We start from the raw sequence: 18,034 nt of genomic DNA, 5'->3' as shown, positions 1-18,034 counted from the left end.
GTTCCCCTGCGTAAGGAGTGCAAATTTAAACAAAAAAAAAGCCCGAATCGGACTTTTTTCTGTTGTGATTGTTTATTTTTTCTTAATATTCATCCTCGTTCCAAAGGTAATCTTCGTCTGTTGGATAATCGGGCCAAATCTCTTCCATAGATTCGTAGATTTCACCTTCGTCTTCTATCGATTGCAGATTCTCTACCACTTCCAGTGGAGCTCCGGTTCGGATAGCATAGTCGATAAGTTCGTCTTTGGTAGCTGGCCAAGGTGCATCGCTTAAATAGGATGCCAATTCTAATGTCCAATACATCTTCTGTCGATTTTAGTTTATGCAAAAATAAATTTTATACTGAAAAAGTCAAGTTTTTTTTGATTTATTTTTAAGTATGTTTAAGAACGTTGTTTTTCGGGCTTTTCCAAAAAGAAAACCCCAAATTCCGGGGTTTTGGATTTTGGGATTACCGTATCAAAATGCACCGAACTAGTTATTTTCGGGGAATCCATTTTACTTCATCCGCTTGCAGGTCGAAAGACAACTTCCGTGCCAAGACAAAAAGATAGTCAGAAAGTCGGTTTAAGTACGTAATCACCTGTTCGTCGGTAGGTTCTAATTCGTGTAAATGAACTGCTAAACGCTCGGCGCGACGGCAGACACAACGGGCAATGTGACAATATGACACGGTAGTATGACCGCCGGGCAGTACAAAATGTGTCATGGGCGGTAAAGCGGCGTCCATACGATCGATTTCGCTTTCTAAAAAAGTGATGTCTTCCTCCGAAATGCGGTTGATGTTGAGTCGCGGTTGGCCGTTTTTAAGCATTTCCTTTTCGGGTGGTGTAGCCAAAATGGCGCCCACGGTAAACAAGCGGTCTTGGATTTCCATCAAAACATTTTTGTATAACGGATTGATGTCCTGATCGCGAATGAGTCCGATGTGCGAGTTGAGTTCATCGACAGTGCCGTAGCTTTCGATACGGATATGGTGTTTTGGGACGCGTGTTCCTCCAAAAAGTGCGGTGGTTCCGGTGTCGCCGGTTTTGGTATATACCTTCATGAGTTGCTGAGTTTCTGAGTGGCTAAGTTACTGAGTTTTTTTTAAAGTTGCTGAGTGACTGAGATACTGAGGTTTTATAGTTGACAAGCATGCCAATTGATTACCAACTAGCCCTGATTCCTTTGGCAGTCGCTTCGCTCGTGTGGAGTGGCACGCAGTAAAACGGAAAGCAGGAATACGGACACCCGATAATGCCCGAGCAGTTCGCTCCTATAAATGATCGGGATTCGGACCGTCACTTTCGATGAGACCGTCGCGTAAACGGATGATACGATGCGCGTATCGGGCAATGTCTTCTTCGTGTGTCACCAAAATCACGGTGTTGCCGTTTTTGTGAATTTCATTAAAAAGATTCATGATTTCGACCGAAGTTTTACTGTCGAGGTTTCCGGTAGGTTCATCGGCTAAAATGATGGACGGTTTGTTAACCAACGCGCGGGCAATGGCTACACGCTGGCGTTGACCCCCGGAAAGTTGGTTGGGTTGATGGTCCATACGGTCGGCCAAATTAACTTGGGTGAGCACTTCTTTGGCCCGTTCGTGACGCTCGGCTTTGGCATACCCTGCGTAAATCATGGGTAGTGCCACATTATCGAGCGCAGTGGTTCGCGGCAATAGGTTAAAGGTTTGGAATACGAATCCGATTTCTTTGTTGCGAATATCGGCCAAGTCGTCGTCGTGCATTTGCGACACGTCCTTGCCGTTCAAAATATACGTCCCGGACGTAGGGGTGTCCAGGCAACCCAACAAGTTCATTAAGGTGGATTTTCCGGAACCCGACGGTCCCATAAGTGCCACATATTCGCCTTTATTGATGTTAAGGTCGATGCCTTTGAGTACGTTGATGGTTTCGCTCCCCAGTTGGAAGTCGCGTTTGATTTGGGTTATTTTGATTAGCGGATTGGCCATTGTTGACTGACGATTTGAAATTTAAAATCGAAAGATAAGTATAAAATTAAAACGGTTTGTTACAAAAATCAGACTCTAATCACAAAATGTTCTTTGGGTTGTTCCTTTCTGAAGAAGACCAATCCCCATTGAAACGTGTCGATGGTCACGGTTACTTTCGGGTGGTTTTTGATAACTTCCCAAGCACTTTCCATATCGGCCGACCAATGAATGTCGTCGAAAATCCATACGGTTTCGTTGGTGATAGTAGGCAGTAATAGTTCAAAGTACTCGAGTGTTGCGGCTTTGGAATGGTTGCCGTCGAAGTAGATGAGTTTTAAGTTGTAGGTTATAGGTTGTAGGTTTTTTATAAAGGAACTAAATTCTGTTGCGACAGAACGGATGTTGGTTAAATCAAAGGCTTCAAATTGATGATGCGCTACCGCCAAAGTGTTTTCGCAACCTTCTAGGGTGGTGATTTTAGACTTAGGATTTCCCAGTGATAAAGCAGCCGTGGCCAATCCCAGGGAAGTGCCGATTTCAAGGATGTTTTCAGGTTGGAAATAGCGCGTGATTCGGAACAATAATTTAGCTCTTTCGGACGAAATTCCGGCCGTTTTGGCGATTTGGTTTATGACTCGTGTGTTGCTTTTAAAAACTCGGGAACCCGCGCCGAAATCGGTGACTTCGATGGTGTTTTTGTTTTGTAAAAGCGCCTTGCGATAGTTTTTCAGAAGCTTGTATTCGGGATAGTGTTGTTTGTCGTAAAAGCATTTCGTTACCAAATCAAACACAAAAGGGGAGTGCACGCCGTGTTCGTTTTTGGAATGGTAAAGGAAGTTGAGATATGATTTTACTTGTTGCAGCATTTATTTAGCTTTTAGCTTTTAGCTTTTAGTTTTTTTTGGCTAAAGGCTAAAGGCTGACAGTTGTTTATTCCATTTTACTTGAAAGCTCAAACCAACGTTCTTCTTTGGCCTCTAATTTATTGATAATAGCTTGTAATTCTTCGGCTTTTTTAGTAATGTCGGCATCAGCCACTTTACCTTCAGCGAAGAGGTTTTCGATTTGTTTTTTCTCGTATTCGAGGTCTTTAATGTCGCGTTCAATTTTGTTGAATTCCTTTTGTTCGTTAAAGCTCAAGCCCGAAGTCATAGGGTTATTTTGTTTCCAATTGACTTTCTCTTTAGTCTCGTTTTTTTCGGGTTCCTGACTGTCTTCATAGACTCTGAAATCGGAATAATTCCCAGGGAAATCTTCAATTTCACCCGCGCCCCGAAACACAAACAAATGGTCGACAATCTTATCCATAAAATACCGATCGTGCGACACCACTAATAAACAACCCGGATAATCCAACAAGAAACTTTCCAATACGTTTAAGGTTACGATATCCAAGTCGTTTGTAGGCTCGTCGAGTATTAAAAAGTTCGGATTCTGAATCAATACCGTACACAAATACAAGCGTTTCAATTCGCCTCCGCTCAGTTTTTCCACATAATCGTATTGCTTTTTGGTATCAAATAAAAAGCGTTCCAACAATTGCGTAGCCGAGATGATTTTGCCTTTGGTGAGCGGAATGTATTCGCCGTATTCTTTGATAATGTCAATGACTTTTTGTCCCGGTTTCGGGTTGATACCGCTTTGCGTATAATAACCCACTTTGATGGTATCGCCAATGACCACTTTGCCGCTATCGGGTTGGATGGTTTTGGTTAAGATGTTGAGAAACGTCGATTTTCCGGTCCCGTTTTTCCCGATAATGCCGATGCGTTCCCCGCGCTGAAAATCGTAACTGAAGTTGTCCAGGATGACTTTGTCGCCAAACTTTTTGTAGATTTTGTGCAGCTCGATAATTTTGCTGCCCATGCGTTCCATGTTGATTTCGAGTTCAACCACATTTTCTTTGCGACGGCTTTCGGCTACGGCTTTAATTTTATAAAAATCATCCTGACGCGATTTCGATTTGGTGGTTCGTGCTTTGGGTTGACGGCGCATCCAGGCCAATTCTTTGACAAAAAGATTTTGTGCTTTATCAATGGTGGCGCTTTCCATGGCCAAGCGCTCTTCTTTTTTCTGTAGATAATAGGAATAATTGCCTTTGTAGCTGTATAGTTTTCCGTTATCGAGTTCGATGATTTCGTTGCACACCCGTTCCAAAAAGAAACGGTCGTGTGTCACCATAAACAAGGTAATATTTTCTTTGGCAAAATAACTTTCAAGCCATTCAATCATTTCCAAGTCCAAGTGATTGGTCGGTTCGTCCAGAATCAGCAAATCGGGGCGATTGATCAAAATGATGGCTAAGGACAAACGTTTTTTCTGACCACCCGACAAACTTTTGACTTTCAGTTTTAAATCATCCAATTTTAACTTGGACAAGATTTGCTTGAATTGCGTTTCAAAATCCCAGGCATTGTAGCGATCCATTTCGTCGAAAGCCAGTTGGTATTTTTCCTCGTCTTCGGGATTTTCCAAAGCTTTCTCGTAGCGTTCAATTACATGCAAAATTTCATTATCTGAAGCAAAGATACTCTCCTCAATTGTCAGCTCATCCTGTAGTTTGTCTTTTTGCGATAAAAAGGCCATTTTCAATCCTTTACGAATCACGACTTGTCCGGTATCGGGTTCGTCTTCGCCGTTCAAAATATTCATGATACAGGTTTTGCCCGAACCGTTTTTGGCAATAAAGGCTATTTTTTGGTCTTTATTGATACCAAAAGAAAGGTCTTTGAATAAGGTTCGTTCACCAAAAGATTTCGATATGTTTTCTACGGATAGGTAATTCATGAAAATAATTTGAAAATTTGAAAATGAATCAATTTGAAAATTGATGGTGCAAAAGTAGTGTTTTAAACGCTTTCGACATTTCCAAATCTTCAAATCTTCAAATTTTCAAATTGATACATTATATTTGTCCAATGCAATTATCCGTCATCATCCTGAATTACAATGTGCGCTACTTCTTAGAGCAGTGTGTATTGAGTGTGGAAAAAGCCATTCAACATTTGGATGCCGAAATTATTGTTATTGACAACAATTCTTCGGATGACAGTTGCGCCATGATGAAGCAGCGTTTTCCGAACATCAAACTGATTGAAAACAAGGAAAATGCAGGCTTTCCCAAAGGGAACAATATCGCCGTCAGAGAAGCCCAAGGCGAATACTTGTGTATCTTAAATCCCGATACGGTTGTAAGTGAAGATACGTTTGAAAAAGTGTTGGCTTTCGCCCAAAAGCAAACAGATTTGGGAATTGTGGGTTGTAAGTTGATCGACGGCACCGGAAACTTTTTACCCGAAAGCAAACGCGGCATTCCGACGCCTTGGGTAGCGTTTACCAAGATATTCGGATTGTATAAATGGTTTCCGAAATCAACGCTTTTCAATCAATATTATGCCCAACATTTAGGTAAAAACCAAACCGGAAAAGTCGATATACTCGTGGGTGCTTTTATGGTTTTGAAACGCAAATTGTATACCGAACTGGGCGGTTTTGACGAGAACTGTTTTATGTATGCCGACGATATCGATTTGTCGTACAGGGCTTTGTTACTTCAAAAACACAATTATTATTTCCCCGAAACGACGGTCATACATTACAAAGGAGAAAGCACCGTGAAAGATGCCACCTACATGAAGCACTTTCGCGAGTTTATGAATTTTTTCTACCAGAAGCATTTTAAACGCTCGGTATTTTTCAATGTCATGGCACGTTTTGGGGCTTTTTATTTTTCCCTGGTGAAAGTTTTTCAAGGAAAATCGAAGCCCCAAAAAGCGCCGGAACAGTATGTGTTGGTTTCTGATAATGAGCTGTTAAGAGAAAAAACAGCGACCCGATTGCAAAAAAGTGTCGAAAGAACCACTATGGAAAACGGGAAAATAGTAATTTCGCAAACGATTTCGAAGGCCCAAAAAACCGAGGTGATTTTAGATACCAATTATACCGGATTTAAACGAGCCATTGCCTTTTTGGAAGAAAACAAAAATAAGTCGCTCACGTTTAAAATGCTACCGGTTGAAAGTGATTTCATCATAGGAAGCAACAGTAGTAACGACAGAGGAGAAGTAATTAAATTGTAGCATTCTTAGTAAAACCTAAAAGGTTTTTATAATTTTGCAATCGAAACAACAAAATGCAACTTTAGATTATCAATATGGCAAAGTTTGAATTGAAATTGCCCAAAATGGGAGAAAGTGTGGCCGAAGCAACCATTACCAATTGGTTGAAAAATGTAGGCGATACCATTAATGCCGACGAACCGGTATTGGAAATTGCTACCGATAAAGTAGACAGCGAAGTGCCGAGTGAAGTAACGGGTGTTTTAACCGAGATTTTATTTCAGGTGAATGATGTGGTAAAAGTGGGGCAAACCATCGCCATTATTGAAACCGAAGGCGGTAGTGTGGAAGCCGGACCAGCTTCGGTTACAGAACCCGTTGCAGCACCAGTTGCGGAAGTGGTTAAAGCCGTAGAAGCTGCTCAAGCCGTTACCGCTCCGGCTGACTTTTCAGACTCAGACAAGTTTTTTTCACCCTTGGTAAAAAACATAGCCAAAGAAGAAGGGATTTCGGTAGCCGAACTGAATGCTATTGCCGGTTCCGGAAAAGACGGACGGGTAACCAAAGACGATATATTAAACTATATTAAAAACAGAGGCAGTCAGCCTGCAGCAGCGCCTGCAACTCCGGTCGCTTCAGTTTCAGTGCCGGCAGCTACTCCTGCCACGCAGGCCGTTCCGGTATCCGTTAACGGTCAGGATGAAATGGTGGAAATGGATCGCATGCGTAAACTGATTTCCAAATACATGGTGGAATCAGTGCAAACCTCGGCACACGTACAATCGTTTATCGAAGTGGATGTGACTAACATTGTGAAATGGAGAGACCGCGTAAAGAATGCTTTTGAGAAAAGAGAAGGCGAGAAGCTAACCTTTACCCCGATTTTCATGGAAGCGGTAGCCAAAGCGTTGAAAGACTTCCCGGGTATGAATATCTCGGTAGAAGGCGAATACATCATCAAACGCAAAAATATCAACTTGGGCATGGCGGCTGCTTTGCCGAACGGAAACTTAATTGTGCCGGTCATTAAAAATGCCGACCAATTGAATTTAGTGGGCATGGCGAAAGCGGTTAACGACCTAGGTAATCGCGCTAAAGCCGGTAAATTAAAACCGGACGATACGCAAGGCGGTACTTATACGGTAACGAATGTAGGTACTTTTGGTTCGGTGTTTGGTACACCAATCATCAACCAACCGCAAGTGGGTATCTTAGCGTTAGGCGCTATCAGAAAAGTGCCTGCGGTTATCGAAACGCCTGAAGGGGATTTTATTGGTATCCGCCAAAAAATGTTCCTGTCGCATTCGTACGACCACAGAGTGGTAGACGGCGCTTTGGGCGGTAGTTTTGTCAAACGCGTAGCCGATTACCTTGAAGCTTTTGACGTTAACAGAGAATACTAAGTAAACATAGCAAAAACCCCGACTATCCTGTCGGGGTTTTTGCTTTTGTGGTGGTTTCGGTTTGGTTTTCTTCTGAAGTCGTATTTTCGTTTGGTGCCGATTCATCGACCGCTTCTTTCGGGTCTTCTTTCAGGGTAATGACCGTTTTACTTTTGAACCGATATTCGCCTTTTTTATAAACGGTATCATCAGACAGTAGAATTTCGTAAGTGTACACACCTTTAGGCAAATCGTAAAAGCATTCTTTACTGTCTTGCGGAATCACCAATTCTTTTTTGATATCATCACCGTCTTCCGTTTGTCGCGTTAGAATCAGCGTGACTTTGTCATTCATTTTGTTTTTGATACAAACACTTTCCACGGTAGTGCTCACCGAATTGGTTTTGGAAGAAGAAAAAAGGGTAATCAAACCACCGACTAATATTTCGCTGCCTCTTACGATAGCAGTCAAATCAGATTGTGCATACGACGCTGATGGCATCATCAATAGGGCCGCAATAACCGATGAAAATCGGCCCAAAGCTTTACGTTTTACAAAGAAATGCATGAGATAAGTTGTTAAGGTTACGTACAGCTTTTCATGACGGTTTTAGTTTTAAAATGATTGGATAAAGTTCTGTTGGGTATTCCGTTTATCCAAAAAGAAAAATTATAGATTTCAAAAAGAAACTTTTATAATCAATATGTTACCATGATAGCCTCAGTAGAATTACCGGCTAAATCACACAATAAAGTTGTCATTGTCACGTTATTACATTACAGTTGTATTTTAACACGACTAATCTCTACTAACTAACTTTATAAAACAGCGATTATGAATACCGGAACCAAAATCAGATACTTGAGAGAGCAAAAAAAGCTATCACAAGAAGCATTGGCATATCAGGTAGGAGTGAGTCAGGTAACTATCGGAAATTGGGAACAAGGGAAAAGCATCAAACACGAATACATTACCAAATTGGCTCAAGCACTCGATATCTCCATTGAATCTCTTTTTACGGAAAATCAGCATAAATCCATGCCCGTGAAAGCCAAAGAAGAATATCCCAACGACGGATTCGAAATCATCATCAAAGCGCCAAATCATTTTTTTGACGACTTGCATCGCAAAATGGATTTGCTGATTAATAAGTTCAATACGCCTCAATAATTTTTCAAAATCCAAAAAGGTAAAAATCAATCTGTTCTCTACCGGAACGGATTTTTTTATGTCGGTATCTTAAATCTTTATGAAAATATCGACCAACGGTACTGGCAAAATTTTATATTTGTGAGCTTAAGATGGAATAATGGAATTAAAACTCAACCGACCTATTTGCTTTTTTGATTTGGAAACCACCGGTATTGATGTGGCTAAAGATCGCATCGTTGAAATCTCTATTTTTAAAGTATATCCCAACGGGAACACGGAAAGCAAAACGTGGTTGGTGAATCCTACCATTCCCATTCCGTTTACGGCTTCACAAGTACACGGTATTACCGATGAAAAAGTAGCTAACGAGCCTACCTTCAAAGAACTCTCGGGGCAAATTCACAGCATGATTAAGGATTCGGATTTGGGCGGTTTCAATTCGGACCGATTTGATATTCCGCTATTAGCCGAAGAATTATTGCGTGCCGAAGTCGATTTTGACATGAAAAACCGCGTTTCGGTCGACGTCCAAACCATCTTTCACAAAAAAGAAGAGCGGACACTGAGTGCGGCCTATAAGTTTTACTGTAATCAGAGTTTGGAAAACGCGCACAGCGCGGAAGCCGATACAATGGCTACCTATGAGATTTTGAAAGCCCAATTGGACCGTTATCCCGATTTGGAAAACGATATGAAAGCGCTGGCCGAGTTTACCACCCGAAAAAAATCGGTAGACTTTGCCGGTTTTATAGCCTTAAACGATAAAGGGCAGGAAATATTTACCTTCGGAAAGCACAAAGGGGCATTGGTCGAAGACGTATTCGACAAAGAACCGGGCTATTTCGGTTGGATTCAAAATGCCGATTTCCCGTTATACACCAAAAAAGTATTAACCGGAATCAAACTAAGAAAGTTAAACACCAAATAGTCTCAGTTTTCAGTCACAGTTCTCAGTGCCCATCTGTTAACTGCGACTGCGACTGACAACTCTTATTATATGAAGATTATCTGCATCGGAAGAAATTATGCCAACCACATCGCGGAGCTCCAAAACGAGCGGCCCGATGAACCGGTTATCTTTATGAAACCCGATACGGCCATGCTCAAAAAAGATGAGGAATTTTACCTGCCCGATTTTAGTGAGGATATCCATCACGAAGTCGAAGTACTGGTCAAAATCACCAAAGTCGGCAAACACATAGATCCCAAGTTTGCGCACAAGTACTATGACGAAATCGGCTTGGGAATCGATTTCACCGCTCGCGATATGCAAAACAAGTTGAAAGAGAAGGGTTTACCTTGGGAAAAAGCGAAGTCTTTTGACGGTTCAGCGATTATTGGCGACTTTATGCCGAAAAAATCTTTCAGTTCATTGGAAAATATTAATTTTGAGTTACACAACAATGGGACAGTAGTACAAAAGGGAAATACCCAAAATATGTTGTGGAAAATTGATGAAATCATAGGGTATGTTTCGCAGTTTTTTACCCTTAAAACCGGCGATATCATTTTTACCGGTACGCCCGAAGGCGTAGCTCGAGTCAAAGCCGGAGATGTGCTGGAAGGATTCTTGGAAGATAAAAAAGTATTACGATTACACATTAAATAATGGCAATAAACTACAACCTAGCGAAAGTCTATGCACTTTCAGACAACGACACTGAATTTGTAATGCAAATCATTACATTATTTGTCACGGAAGTACCTGAAGATATGAAACAAATCGAACAGGGTATCAAAGAAAAAGATCACAAATTGGCGTATGCTTATGCGCACAAAATCAAGCCTACACTCGATTTGTTGGGCATGACCGTAGCGCATCAGGAAATTCTCGAAGTGGAAGCTTGGACCAAACGAGAAGGAAAACGCAAAGAAATTGTGGATACTTTTGCCAGCATTCAAAGTCAGGTAGACAAGGCAATCAAAGAAATTAAGAAAGATTTCGAAGTATAAGAAGCGAACCTGCCGAAAGGCAGGACACTCGGGAGTTATCGGCAAAGGTAATTCCCGCTTTTCGTTATATCTCACTTTCAGTGAGGATGCCACTTCAATCGGGGCTAGTCAGGTTTCCATTTTTTTGTTTGGAAACTAAACAAGTAGCCTTGGAAACTTAGAACCGCAGTACCTAAAAATGAAAGCAACCATAGTCACCATCGGCGACGAAATTCTCATCGGGCAAATCGTCGATACCAACTCGGGCTACATCGCCAAAGCACTCGATAAAATTGGCATCCAAACGCATGAAATGCTTTCCATATCCGATGACAAACAGCATATTTTAACCACTTTCGCCGCGCTTCAAAATCAAGTCGATGTGGTTATTATTACCGGCGGTTTGGGACCCACTAAAGACGATATTACCAAAAAAACATTCTGCGAATATTTCAACGATGAATTGGTTGTTAACGACGAAGTCTTAGCGCATGTTACGCAATTAATAGAAGGGTTTTACAAGCGCCCGATAAATCAGCTCAACAAGGACCAGGCTTTGGTGCCGTCGCGGTGTCAAATCTTGTTCAATGCTGTAGGAACCGCACCGGGCATGTGGATGAAAAAGGAACATACGGTTTTTATATCGCTGCCCGGCGTGCCGTATGAAATGAAGCATATAGTAGACCATCAAATTATCCCCAAATTAGTCCGAGAATACCAACGTCCTTATTTTGTTCACAAAACCATACTCACTTACGGTCAGGGTGAAAGCATGGTGGCCGAGCGTATTGAGCAATGGGAAAATAATTTACCCGAGTTTATCAAGTTGGCCTACCTGCCGGCGCCGGGCAGAGTGCGTTTACGACTCACTGCCAGAGGAACCGATCCGGTGGTATTGGAAAAAGCCATAGCCGATAATGTAGAGTCTTTGGCTCAAATCATCGGTGATATTATTGTAGGCTTCGACGAAGGCGAAACCATCGAAGTGATGATTGGCCAACAACTCATGGCTCGAAACAAAACCATTGCCACTGCCGAGAGTTGTACGGGCGGAAAAATTGCACAATTGCTGAGCTCAGTTCCCGGGGCTTCCAATTATTTTAAAGGCAGTGTAGTATCGTATTCAACCGAAGCCAAAATCAAAGTGTTGGGTATTGATTCCGAGTTAATCGCACAGTTTGGCGTGGTTAGTGCCGAAGTAGCCTCGGCCATGGCAACACAAGTTCAAAAAATATTGCAAACCGATTTTGCCATTGCCACCACCGGAAATGCAGGGCCGACCTCCGAACCCGGAAAAGCGGCAGTAGGGACGGTTTTTATTGCTTTGGCTACGCCTAATGATGTGATGGTTGCGGAGTTTGATTTTGGCCAACCGCGTGAAAAAGTGATAGATAGAACGGCAAACAAAGCGTTGGAAATGCTGCAAAAAGAAATTTTAAAATTTCTGCCATAATTTTTTTGTTACAATGATTTATTTTGCGTAAGTTTGCACCCTGATTTTGAATAACGATAAAAGTAAAGCATAATGTCAAGAGTTTGTGACCTTACAGGTAAAAGAGCGATGGTAGGAAATAATGTTTCTCACGCTATGAACAAAACTAAGAGAAAGTTTTCAGTGAACTTAGTTAAAAAACGTTTCTATCTTGCTGAAGAAGACAGATGGATTACGTTAAGAGTAGCAGCATCTACAATTAAAACAATCAATAAAAAAGGGTTAGCGGCAGTATTGAAAGATGCTAAAGCAAACGGATTTATCGGATAATTCCCTAACCTATAAAAATTAAGTAAGATGGCAAAGAAAGGCAATAGAATTCAAGTGATTTTAGAGTGTACTGAGCACAAAGCTACAGGGCTTCCTGGAACTTCTCGTTACATCACCAAGAAAAATAAAAAGAATACTCCGGACAGATTGGAAATCAAAAAATTCAACCCAATCTTAAAGAGAATGACTGTTCACAAAGAGATTAAATAATTAGAAGTTTTAAGCGTATTTAAAATTTCATAATAAACAATATAAGTCATGGCAAAGAAAACCGTAGCAACGTTACAAACCGCTTCTAAAAGATTAACCAAAGCAATCAAAATGGTGAAATCTCCAAAAACAGGCGCTTACACTTTCCAGGAAGCCATCATGTCTCCTGAAGATGTAGACAATTTCCTTAAAAAGAAATAATTTAACAAACTCTATATATCAAAGCTACTTTCATTCGGAAGTGGCTTTTTTATTTTTATATTTGCAGCAACTCCGGCTATCCGCTGCAAGTCCTCACCTTCAAGGCGGGCTTATGTAAAACGCGCGCCGGCTTCCGTTGGTCGCCACGCCCATTTTCAAAAGCCACACCTTCAAGCTTCCGGGCTTTCCGCTGCTATCCGGGCTAAATTTTCAAATCGAATATGAGTTTTTTCAAAAGAATATTTTCCTCCGAAAAAAAGGAAACGTTAGACAAAGGTTTAGAACAAACCAAAACCTCTTTCTTTTCCAAACTAACCAAAGCCGTTGCCGGGAAATCGAAAGTCGATGATGAGGTATTGGACAACTTAGAAGAGGTATTGGTGTCTTCGGATGTTGGGGTGAATACCACGCTTAAAATCATCGAAAGAATCGAAGAGCGCGTTTCGCGCGATAAGTACCTCGGTACCGATGAACTCAACAGCATCTTACGCGAAGAAATTGCCGCGTTGTTATCAGAAACCCAATCGGGTGAAGAAACCGAGTTTACCGTTCCTTCAACTAAAAAACCGTATGTGATTATGGTGGTTGGTGTTAATGGCGTGGGTAAAACTACTACCATTGGTAAATTGGCCAACCAATTTAAAAAAGCAGGGTATTCGGTCGTTTTAGGCGCAGCAGACACGTTCCGAGCGGCCGCCATCGACCAGTTGCAAATTTGGGCCGATAGAGTAGGCGTTCCCATTGTAAAACAGCAAATGGGTAGCGATCCGGCTTCAGTAGCTTTTGATACTTTGCAAAGTGCGGTCACCCAAAACGCCGATGTGGTCATCATCGATACGGCCGGTCGATTGCACAATAAAGTCAATTTAATGAATGAGTTGACCAAAGTAAAACGCGTCATGCAAAAAGTAGTTGACGACGCGCCACACGATGTGTTGTTAGTGCTGGACGGTTCGACCGGACAAAATGCTTTTGAACAAGCCAAACAATTTACCGCGGCCACCGAGGTGTCTTGCTTGGCCGTGACCAAACTCGATGGTACAGCCAAAGGTGGTGTGGTAATCGGTATTTCCGATCAGTTTCAAATTCCTGTAAAATATATTGGCGTTGGCGAAGGCATCAACGACTTACAGGTGTTTAATAAATATGAATTTGTAGACTCTTTTTTTAAATAACAAACATGAGTAAAATTACATCTTTCTTCAAAGATTCTTCTCCGCTTAAACTCATAGGAATTAGTGTTTTAATTGCGGTTTTAAGCTATTTTATCGAAAAACCATTGCCTAATATTTTCATGGGTTTGCGATTAATTGCTTTTTTATTGTTTGTGTATTCAACGATTCGTTTGCTAAACAAAAAATAGTTTCTTACTGGTATAAATCACTGATTTTATCCCATAATTCATTGTCAAACCCCGATAAGGCGAAAGTCGGATTGTCGGGATTGGCGACTTCTCCCATTCGGATAACGACCATTTTCTTGCTCGGTATCACATAAATTTTTTGATCGTTTTTACCCAAGGCGGCAAACATATCGCTTGGGGCATTCGGAATCAAAGTACCGTTGAATTGCAGTTGGGTTTGCGGTAAGTGAAACGATGCTTTACCGTTGAGCCACCACAAGTAACCATAAGCCAAATTAATATTTTGGGAAGTGGTAGTGGCGTCATTAAAAAAGGATTGATTTACGATAGTGGTTCCGTTCCAATTGCCTTTGTTGAGCGCCAATAAACCAAATCGAGCCATGTTTCTGCTCGTACTCCAGTATACACTCAAACCGTCACTCTGAATCCAAGCACCGCCGGTCATCCCGATGCGATCTCTCAGTTTGGTATTAAAATAAGTACTCCAGGTTTGTCCGCTGGTTTGCGCCACCACATCTTGTAGTTTCACATAGACATTGTGGTATGCCCAACGCGTTCCGGCATCGGCTACATACTGTAAGTTGGCCGGAGAAACATCATCGCCCAAGGCATCGTTTAACCCCGAGTTCATGCACAATAAATTTTTACAGCTTATCAGGTTTTCTTTGGCCAACGGAGCGCTGGTCCATCCGGTGCCTAAATAATCGGAAACTTTATTGTTGATGTTGAGCAAGCCTTCATCTTGCGCAATTCCCGTCACAGTAGCCGTAAGTGTTTTTCCGGCACTGGCCCAATACCAAGGCGAATTTGCGGTATGTCCGTTAAAATACTGCTCCATAACGATACGACCGTTGACCAAAATGATAAACGATTTGGTATTTTTAAGTTCTAAATAATCGAGTAGTGGCTGTACGGCACTTTGGTTCCAGCCCAAATCGGCTACCGATTTGGTTTCCCAGGTATTGGTTCCGTCGCTGGGCGGAAAGTACATGGTTTCTTCAGTAGGGGTGTTGTCGGAAGAGTCCGAACTGCAAGCGCCAAGGGTAAAGGCAAGGCCAACAAAGAGTATCCACTTTTTCATATCGTTTTTTTGTCTTAAGACCTTAAAATTATAAAATAGTTTAATGTTGATAACATTAATTTGATTTACCATCATCATTTTAGGGTAAACCAGTATTTTTGTGTTTCATTTCAATCTATTTTCCATGAAAAAAGTAATGGTTTTCGCTTTTGTTTTTTTGCTCGTTTCCTGTCAGAAGGAAATAGACGCGTCGACTTTACCTAAGCTCAACGGCTATTGGGAAATTAAGCAAGTCACCCTTGCTGACGGAGAAACTAAAGACTATAAAGTTAATGAAACCGTTGATTTTATTGAAATTAAAGACAAAGCAGGTTTCCGCCAAAAAGTGATGCCGCAATTTGACGGTACCTTCAAAACCAATGGTATAAAAGAGAGTCTCAAAGTGTTTAAAGTAGACCATTCTTTGTACCTGGAATGCCAAACCAATTATGGTAAGTGGAATGAAGAGATTCTGACCTTGGAAGATTCGGTTTTGGTCCTCAAAAACAAGCAAGGGCTTATCTACAGTTATAAAAAATTCAAACCTTTTTCACTTAAATAATGGCCAAACGTCTCAGTAATGAAAGTGCTATCGGCGATATTCTCAAAGAGTTTATTCAGGTGAATAAACTACAAGATGGTATGGACAAAATTGATGTACAGCACGCCTGGAAAATGCTCATGGGGAACGGGGTAAACAGTTATACCAAAGAAGTGATGCTCAAAGGTTCTACACTTTACGTTTCGCTGACCTCTGCGGTATTGCGTGAGGAACTGAGTTACGGCAAGCAAAAAATTATCAAGATGATTAATGAAGAAATAGGGAAAGAAGTCGTGAAAGACGTAATTCTTCGTTAAGTATTGATTTCTAAGTCTTTTATATATTCTTCGTATTCGTAGAAAAAGTATTCAAAAGCACTCATGGTTTCATGAAAGAAATCAAAAATTTCCGGCCAGTATATTTTGTTATGTAAACTGACACCGGTTTTTTCAACCCAAATCCGACTGATTACTTTGCCGTTATCCAAATAAAAATGACGCTCTAAAATAGCTTCCGGAAGGTATTCTTCGTGTAAAATGGTCTTCAGTGATTCTATCTTTTCATAATAAATTTTACGCTTTTCCTCGTCTTTCGGTTCAATGTCGAGTAGTACTTGCGCTTTTTTATTATCAATGTAAAATTTGAAAGTAACATCCTTTATTTTAGTGTCATACAACAGCCATTTGCGAGGATAAGCCTCGGCAAAAGCGGTCCAAAATTCTTTTTTGATGCGTTGGGCTTCTTCTTTGCTGTACATTTTAGTGCATTAAAATTTTGAAAGGCATGTTTTTTTGAGGTAACTTTAGGTCTTAAAATCGCAACAATGCTTTTTCAGGATTTCTTAAAATACGCGCCAAAAATACAAAATGTTGACCTTCCGGCCACGCATTCCCATGCAAAAATGGCACCGTCTAATCGGATGGAACTTTTGAGTAAAATTAATTTTGAACAGATTAATCCTAAAAAGGCAGCGGTTATGATGCTTTTTTATCCCAGAAACAAGGAAACACATTTGGCATTAATCCTACGTACTTCTTACAATGGTGTTCATTCCTCTCAAATTGCTTTTCCCGGAGGAAAAGTAGAGCATTTTGACCGTGATTTAGCCGATACAGCCTTACGGGAAACCCACGAAGAAATAGGAGTACATCGGGATACCATCAGTGTCATTCGTCCTTTTTCAGAGGTTTACATTCCGCCCAGTAATTTTATGGTGTATCCGTTTATGGGATATAGTGTCAATGAGCTCGATTTTGTATTGCAACCCGACGAGGTGGCCGGTTTGGTAGAGTTACCGTTTTCCGATTTTATGGACGACCGTATTATGGTTCATGAAGTTATGCATACGTCCTACGCCGGTGCTGTTGAGGTGCCCGGATTTCAAGTGAATGAGCATTTTGTTTGGGGTGCCACCGCGATGATGTTAAGTGAACTCAAAGACACACTTAAATTAGTGTTATAAGGTCAAGTTTTTGTAGCTTTGCAATCCAAATTATAAAACTATGGGATTGTTTAAGCGAAATCCTTTTGGTCATATTCTTTTTATCAAAAAATGGTTGATTCGCATTTTCGGTGTCATTACGCACCGACGATACCGCGGATTTAACGAATTGCATATTGAGGGGTCCGAAATCATCAAATCGCTCCCGGATAAGAATGTTTTGTTTATCTCCAACCATCAAACGTATTTTGCCGATGTGGTGGCCATGTTTCATGTGTTTAACGCCAGTTTATCGGGACGACAAGACCATATTAGAAACGTGGGTTACTTGTGGCAACCCAAACTCAATATTTATTATGTAGCGGCCAGCGAAACCATGAAAGCGGGATTATTACCCCGAATTCTGGCCTACGTCGGAGCGATTACCGTGGAACGAACATGGCGTTCAGGCGGAAAAGATGTTACCGAAAAGCGAGATGTGAATCCGAACGATACCGAAAATATCAAGATGGCATTAAATGACGGTTGGGTCATTACCTTTCCGCAAGGCACTACTAAATCTTTTAAACCGGTACGCAAAGGAACCGCGCACATCATCAAACAACATAAACCTATCGTAGTACCTATTGTAATTGATGGTTTCAGACGTTCGTTTGATAAAAAAGGACTGCGGGTAAAAAAGAAAAATATTCTGCAATCCTTCATCATTAAAGAGCCATTACAGATTGATTACAATCATGAAAGTGTTGAGCAAATTGTAGAAAAGATTGAATATGCCATCGAGCAACATCCGTCATTCTTAAAAGTCATTCCGGCAGAAGAAATTGAAGAGCAGGAACGTCTCAATAAATTGCGCCAGTGGCAGGTGGAAAAGGAAGAATAATACACTTGTATCCTTTTTAATTTTACGATATATGGCGTTTGGCTTTGCATTGAAAGCGTAAATTAACTTTATTTTACGAACAAAAGAAATCAAGACGACTATTTTTGC

General features: G+C 41.1%; 24 protein-coding genes. 16 read left to right on the top strand and 8 right to left on the bottom strand.

Annotation, left to right across the window (positions count from 1 at the left end):
- Positions 1 to 82 precede the first annotated feature (82 nt).
- The 5 genes from QHT84_RS07390 to QHT84_RS07370 form a co-directional block, all read right to left on the bottom strand.
- Positions 83 to 304, bottom strand: a complete 222-nt coding sequence (locus QHT84_RS07390) for a DUF2795 domain-containing protein (RefSeq protein WP_002986941.1) — start codon at positions 302 to 304, stop codon at positions 83 to 85.
- 175 nt (positions 305 to 479) lie between these two features.
- A complete protein-coding gene (locus QHT84_RS07385; RefSeq protein ID WP_283238917.1) occupies positions 480 to 1,049 on the bottom strand; it encodes a cob(I)yrinic acid a,c-diamide adenosyltransferase in 570 nt (189 codons plus the stop codon).
- Between the two features lie 210 nt (positions 1,050 to 1,259).
- Positions 1,260 to 1,958 carry an ABC transporter ATP-binding protein gene (locus QHT84_RS07380; RefSeq protein WP_283238916.1) on the bottom strand — a complete coding sequence of 233 codons (699 nt, stop codon included), beginning with the start codon at positions 1,956 to 1,958 and terminating at the stop codon, positions 1,260 to 1,262.
- A gap of 68 nt (positions 1,959 to 2,026) precedes the next feature.
- Positions 2,027 to 2,806, bottom strand: coding sequence for an O-methyltransferase (locus QHT84_RS07375; protein ID WP_283238915.1), 780 nt, complete (start codon positions 2,804 to 2,806; stop codon positions 2,027 to 2,029).
- A gap of 64 nt (positions 2,807 to 2,870) precedes the next feature.
- Positions 2,871 to 4,727, bottom strand: coding sequence for an ABC-F family ATP-binding cassette domain-containing protein (locus QHT84_RS07370; protein WP_283238914.1), 1,857 nt, complete (start codon positions 4,725 to 4,727; stop codon positions 2,871 to 2,873).
- 131 nt (positions 4,728 to 4,858) lie between these two features.
- On the opposite strand from QHT84_RS07370, the gene QHT84_RS07365 reads away from it, so the two are divergent.
- Both QHT84_RS07365 and QHT84_RS07360 read left to right on the top strand, forming a co-directional pair.
- The gene (locus QHT84_RS07365; protein ID WP_283238913.1) at positions 4,859 to 6,019 is read left to right on the top strand and encodes a glycosyltransferase family 2 protein; all 1,161 of its coding nucleotides are present in this window, start codon (positions 4,859 to 4,861) and stop codon (positions 6,017 to 6,019) included.
- Positions 6,020 to 6,093: 74 nt separating this feature from the next.
- Entirely contained in the window at positions 6,094 to 7,401 is a 1,308-nt protein-coding gene (locus QHT84_RS07360; RefSeq protein ID WP_283238912.1) for a dihydrolipoamide acetyltransferase family protein, read from the top strand.
- A gap of 22 nt (positions 7,402 to 7,423) precedes the next feature.
- Here QHT84_RS07360 and QHT84_RS07355 read toward each other — a convergent pair whose 3' ends face one another.
- Entirely contained in the window at positions 7,424 to 7,948 is a 525-nt protein-coding gene (locus QHT84_RS07355; RefSeq protein ID WP_283238911.1) for a hypothetical protein, read from the bottom strand.
- Positions 7,949 to 8,215: 267 nt separating this feature from the next.
- Here QHT84_RS07355 and QHT84_RS07350 point away from each other — a divergent pair, with 267 nt between their 5' ends.
- The 10 genes from QHT84_RS07350 to QHT84_RS07305 all read left to right on the top strand — a co-directional run bounded on the left by QHT84_RS07350 (position 8,216) and on the right by QHT84_RS07305 (position 14,001).
- Positions 8,216 to 8,551 (top strand): helix-turn-helix domain-containing protein, encoded by a 336-nt coding sequence (locus tag QHT84_RS07350; RefSeq protein WP_283238910.1) that lies wholly within the window; start codon positions 8,216 to 8,218, stop codon positions 8,549 to 8,551.
- A gap of 139 nt (positions 8,552 to 8,690) precedes the next feature.
- Entirely contained in the window at positions 8,691 to 9,461 is a 771-nt protein-coding gene (locus QHT84_RS07345) for a 3'-5' exonuclease (protein ID WP_283238909.1), read from the top strand.
- A 69-nt stretch (positions 9,462 to 9,530) separates the two neighbouring features.
- Complete coding sequence (locus QHT84_RS07340) at positions 9,531 to 10,142, top strand: fumarylacetoacetate hydrolase family protein (RefSeq protein ID WP_283238908.1); 612 nt, start codon at positions 9,531 to 9,533, stop codon at positions 10,140 to 10,142.
- Positions 10,142 to 10,486 carry an Hpt domain-containing protein gene (locus tag QHT84_RS07335; protein ID WP_283238907.1) on the top strand — a complete coding sequence of 115 codons (345 nt, stop codon included), beginning with the start codon at positions 10,142 to 10,144 and terminating at the stop codon, positions 10,484 to 10,486. The genes QHT84_RS07340 and QHT84_RS07335 overlap by 1 nt, the downstream gene beginning before the upstream one ends.
- Positions 10,487 to 10,664: 178 nt before the next feature.
- Entirely contained in the window at positions 10,665 to 11,918 is a 1,254-nt protein-coding gene (locus QHT84_RS07330) for a CinA family nicotinamide mononucleotide deamidase-related protein (RefSeq protein WP_283238906.1), read from the top strand.
- A gap of 72 nt (positions 11,919 to 11,990) precedes the next feature.
- Positions 11,991 to 12,227, top strand: coding sequence for a 50S ribosomal protein L28 (rpmB, locus tag QHT84_RS07325; RefSeq protein ID WP_169524749.1), 237 nt, complete (start codon positions 11,991 to 11,993; stop codon positions 12,225 to 12,227).
- Between the two features lie 27 nt (positions 12,228 to 12,254).
- Positions 12,255 to 12,437, top strand: a complete 183-nt coding sequence (gene rpmG / locus QHT84_RS07320) for a 50S ribosomal protein L33 (protein ID WP_112112007.1) — start codon at positions 12,255 to 12,257, stop codon at positions 12,435 to 12,437.
- 48 nt (positions 12,438 to 12,485) lie between these two features.
- Complete coding sequence (locus QHT84_RS07315) at positions 12,486 to 12,638, top strand: DUF4295 domain-containing protein (protein WP_283238905.1); 153 nt, start codon at positions 12,486 to 12,488, stop codon at positions 12,636 to 12,638.
- A 221-nt stretch (positions 12,639 to 12,859) separates the two neighbouring features.
- Complete coding sequence (gene ftsY, locus QHT84_RS07310; protein ID WP_283238904.1) at positions 12,860 to 13,813, top strand: signal recognition particle-docking protein FtsY; 954 nt, start codon at positions 12,860 to 12,862, stop codon at positions 13,811 to 13,813.
- 5 nt (positions 13,814 to 13,818) lie between these two features.
- The gene (locus tag QHT84_RS07305) at positions 13,819 to 14,001 is read left to right on the top strand and encodes a hypothetical protein (RefSeq protein WP_283238903.1); all 183 of its coding nucleotides are present in this window, start codon (positions 13,819 to 13,821) and stop codon (positions 13,999 to 14,001) included.
- Between the two features lie 4 nt (positions 14,002 to 14,005).
- Here the strand turns inward: QHT84_RS07305 and QHT84_RS07300 are convergent, their stop codons facing one another.
- A complete protein-coding gene (locus QHT84_RS07300) occupies positions 14,006 to 15,082 on the bottom strand; it encodes a serine hydrolase domain-containing protein (RefSeq protein WP_283238902.1) in 1,077 nt (358 codons plus the stop codon).
- A 124-nt stretch (positions 15,083 to 15,206) separates the two neighbouring features.
- Between QHT84_RS07300 and QHT84_RS07295 the strand changes: the two genes are divergently transcribed.
- A complete protein-coding gene (locus QHT84_RS07295; protein ID WP_283238901.1) occupies positions 15,207 to 15,623 on the top strand; it encodes a hypothetical protein in 417 nt (138 codons plus the stop codon).
- Positions 15,623 to 15,919 carry a DUF721 domain-containing protein gene (locus QHT84_RS07290; RefSeq protein WP_283238900.1) on the top strand — a complete coding sequence of 99 codons (297 nt, stop codon included), beginning with the start codon at positions 15,623 to 15,625 and terminating at the stop codon, positions 15,917 to 15,919. The genes QHT84_RS07295 and QHT84_RS07290 overlap by 1 nt, the downstream gene beginning before the upstream one ends.
- On the opposite strand, the gene QHT84_RS07285 is transcribed toward QHT84_RS07290, so the two are convergent.
- Complete coding sequence (locus QHT84_RS07285) at positions 15,916 to 16,359, bottom strand: DUF4268 domain-containing protein (RefSeq protein WP_283238899.1); 444 nt, start codon at positions 16,357 to 16,359, stop codon at positions 15,916 to 15,918. The genes QHT84_RS07290 and QHT84_RS07285 overlap by 4 nt on opposite strands.
- Before the next feature lie 66 nt (positions 16,360 to 16,425).
- Here QHT84_RS07285 and QHT84_RS07280 point away from each other — a divergent pair, with 66 nt between their 5' ends.
- Both QHT84_RS07280 and QHT84_RS07275 read left to right on the top strand, forming a co-directional pair.
- Positions 16,426 to 17,064, top strand: coding sequence for an NUDIX hydrolase (locus tag QHT84_RS07280; RefSeq protein WP_283238898.1), 639 nt, complete (start codon positions 16,426 to 16,428; stop codon positions 17,062 to 17,064).
- Between the two features lie 40 nt (positions 17,065 to 17,104).
- Complete coding sequence (locus QHT84_RS07275) at positions 17,105 to 17,926, top strand: lysophospholipid acyltransferase family protein (RefSeq protein WP_283238897.1); 822 nt, start codon at positions 17,105 to 17,107, stop codon at positions 17,924 to 17,926.
- The last annotated feature ends 108 nt before the right edge of the window (positions 17,927 to 18,034 follow it).

The sequence above is a fragment of the Flavobacterium sedimenticola genome (assembly GCF_030053345.1).
Taxonomy (GTDB): Bacteria; Bacteroidota; Bacteroidia; order Flavobacteriales; family Flavobacteriaceae; genus Flavobacterium; species Flavobacterium sedimenticola.
This window is presented reverse-complemented; position numbering and strand designations above follow the sequence as displayed.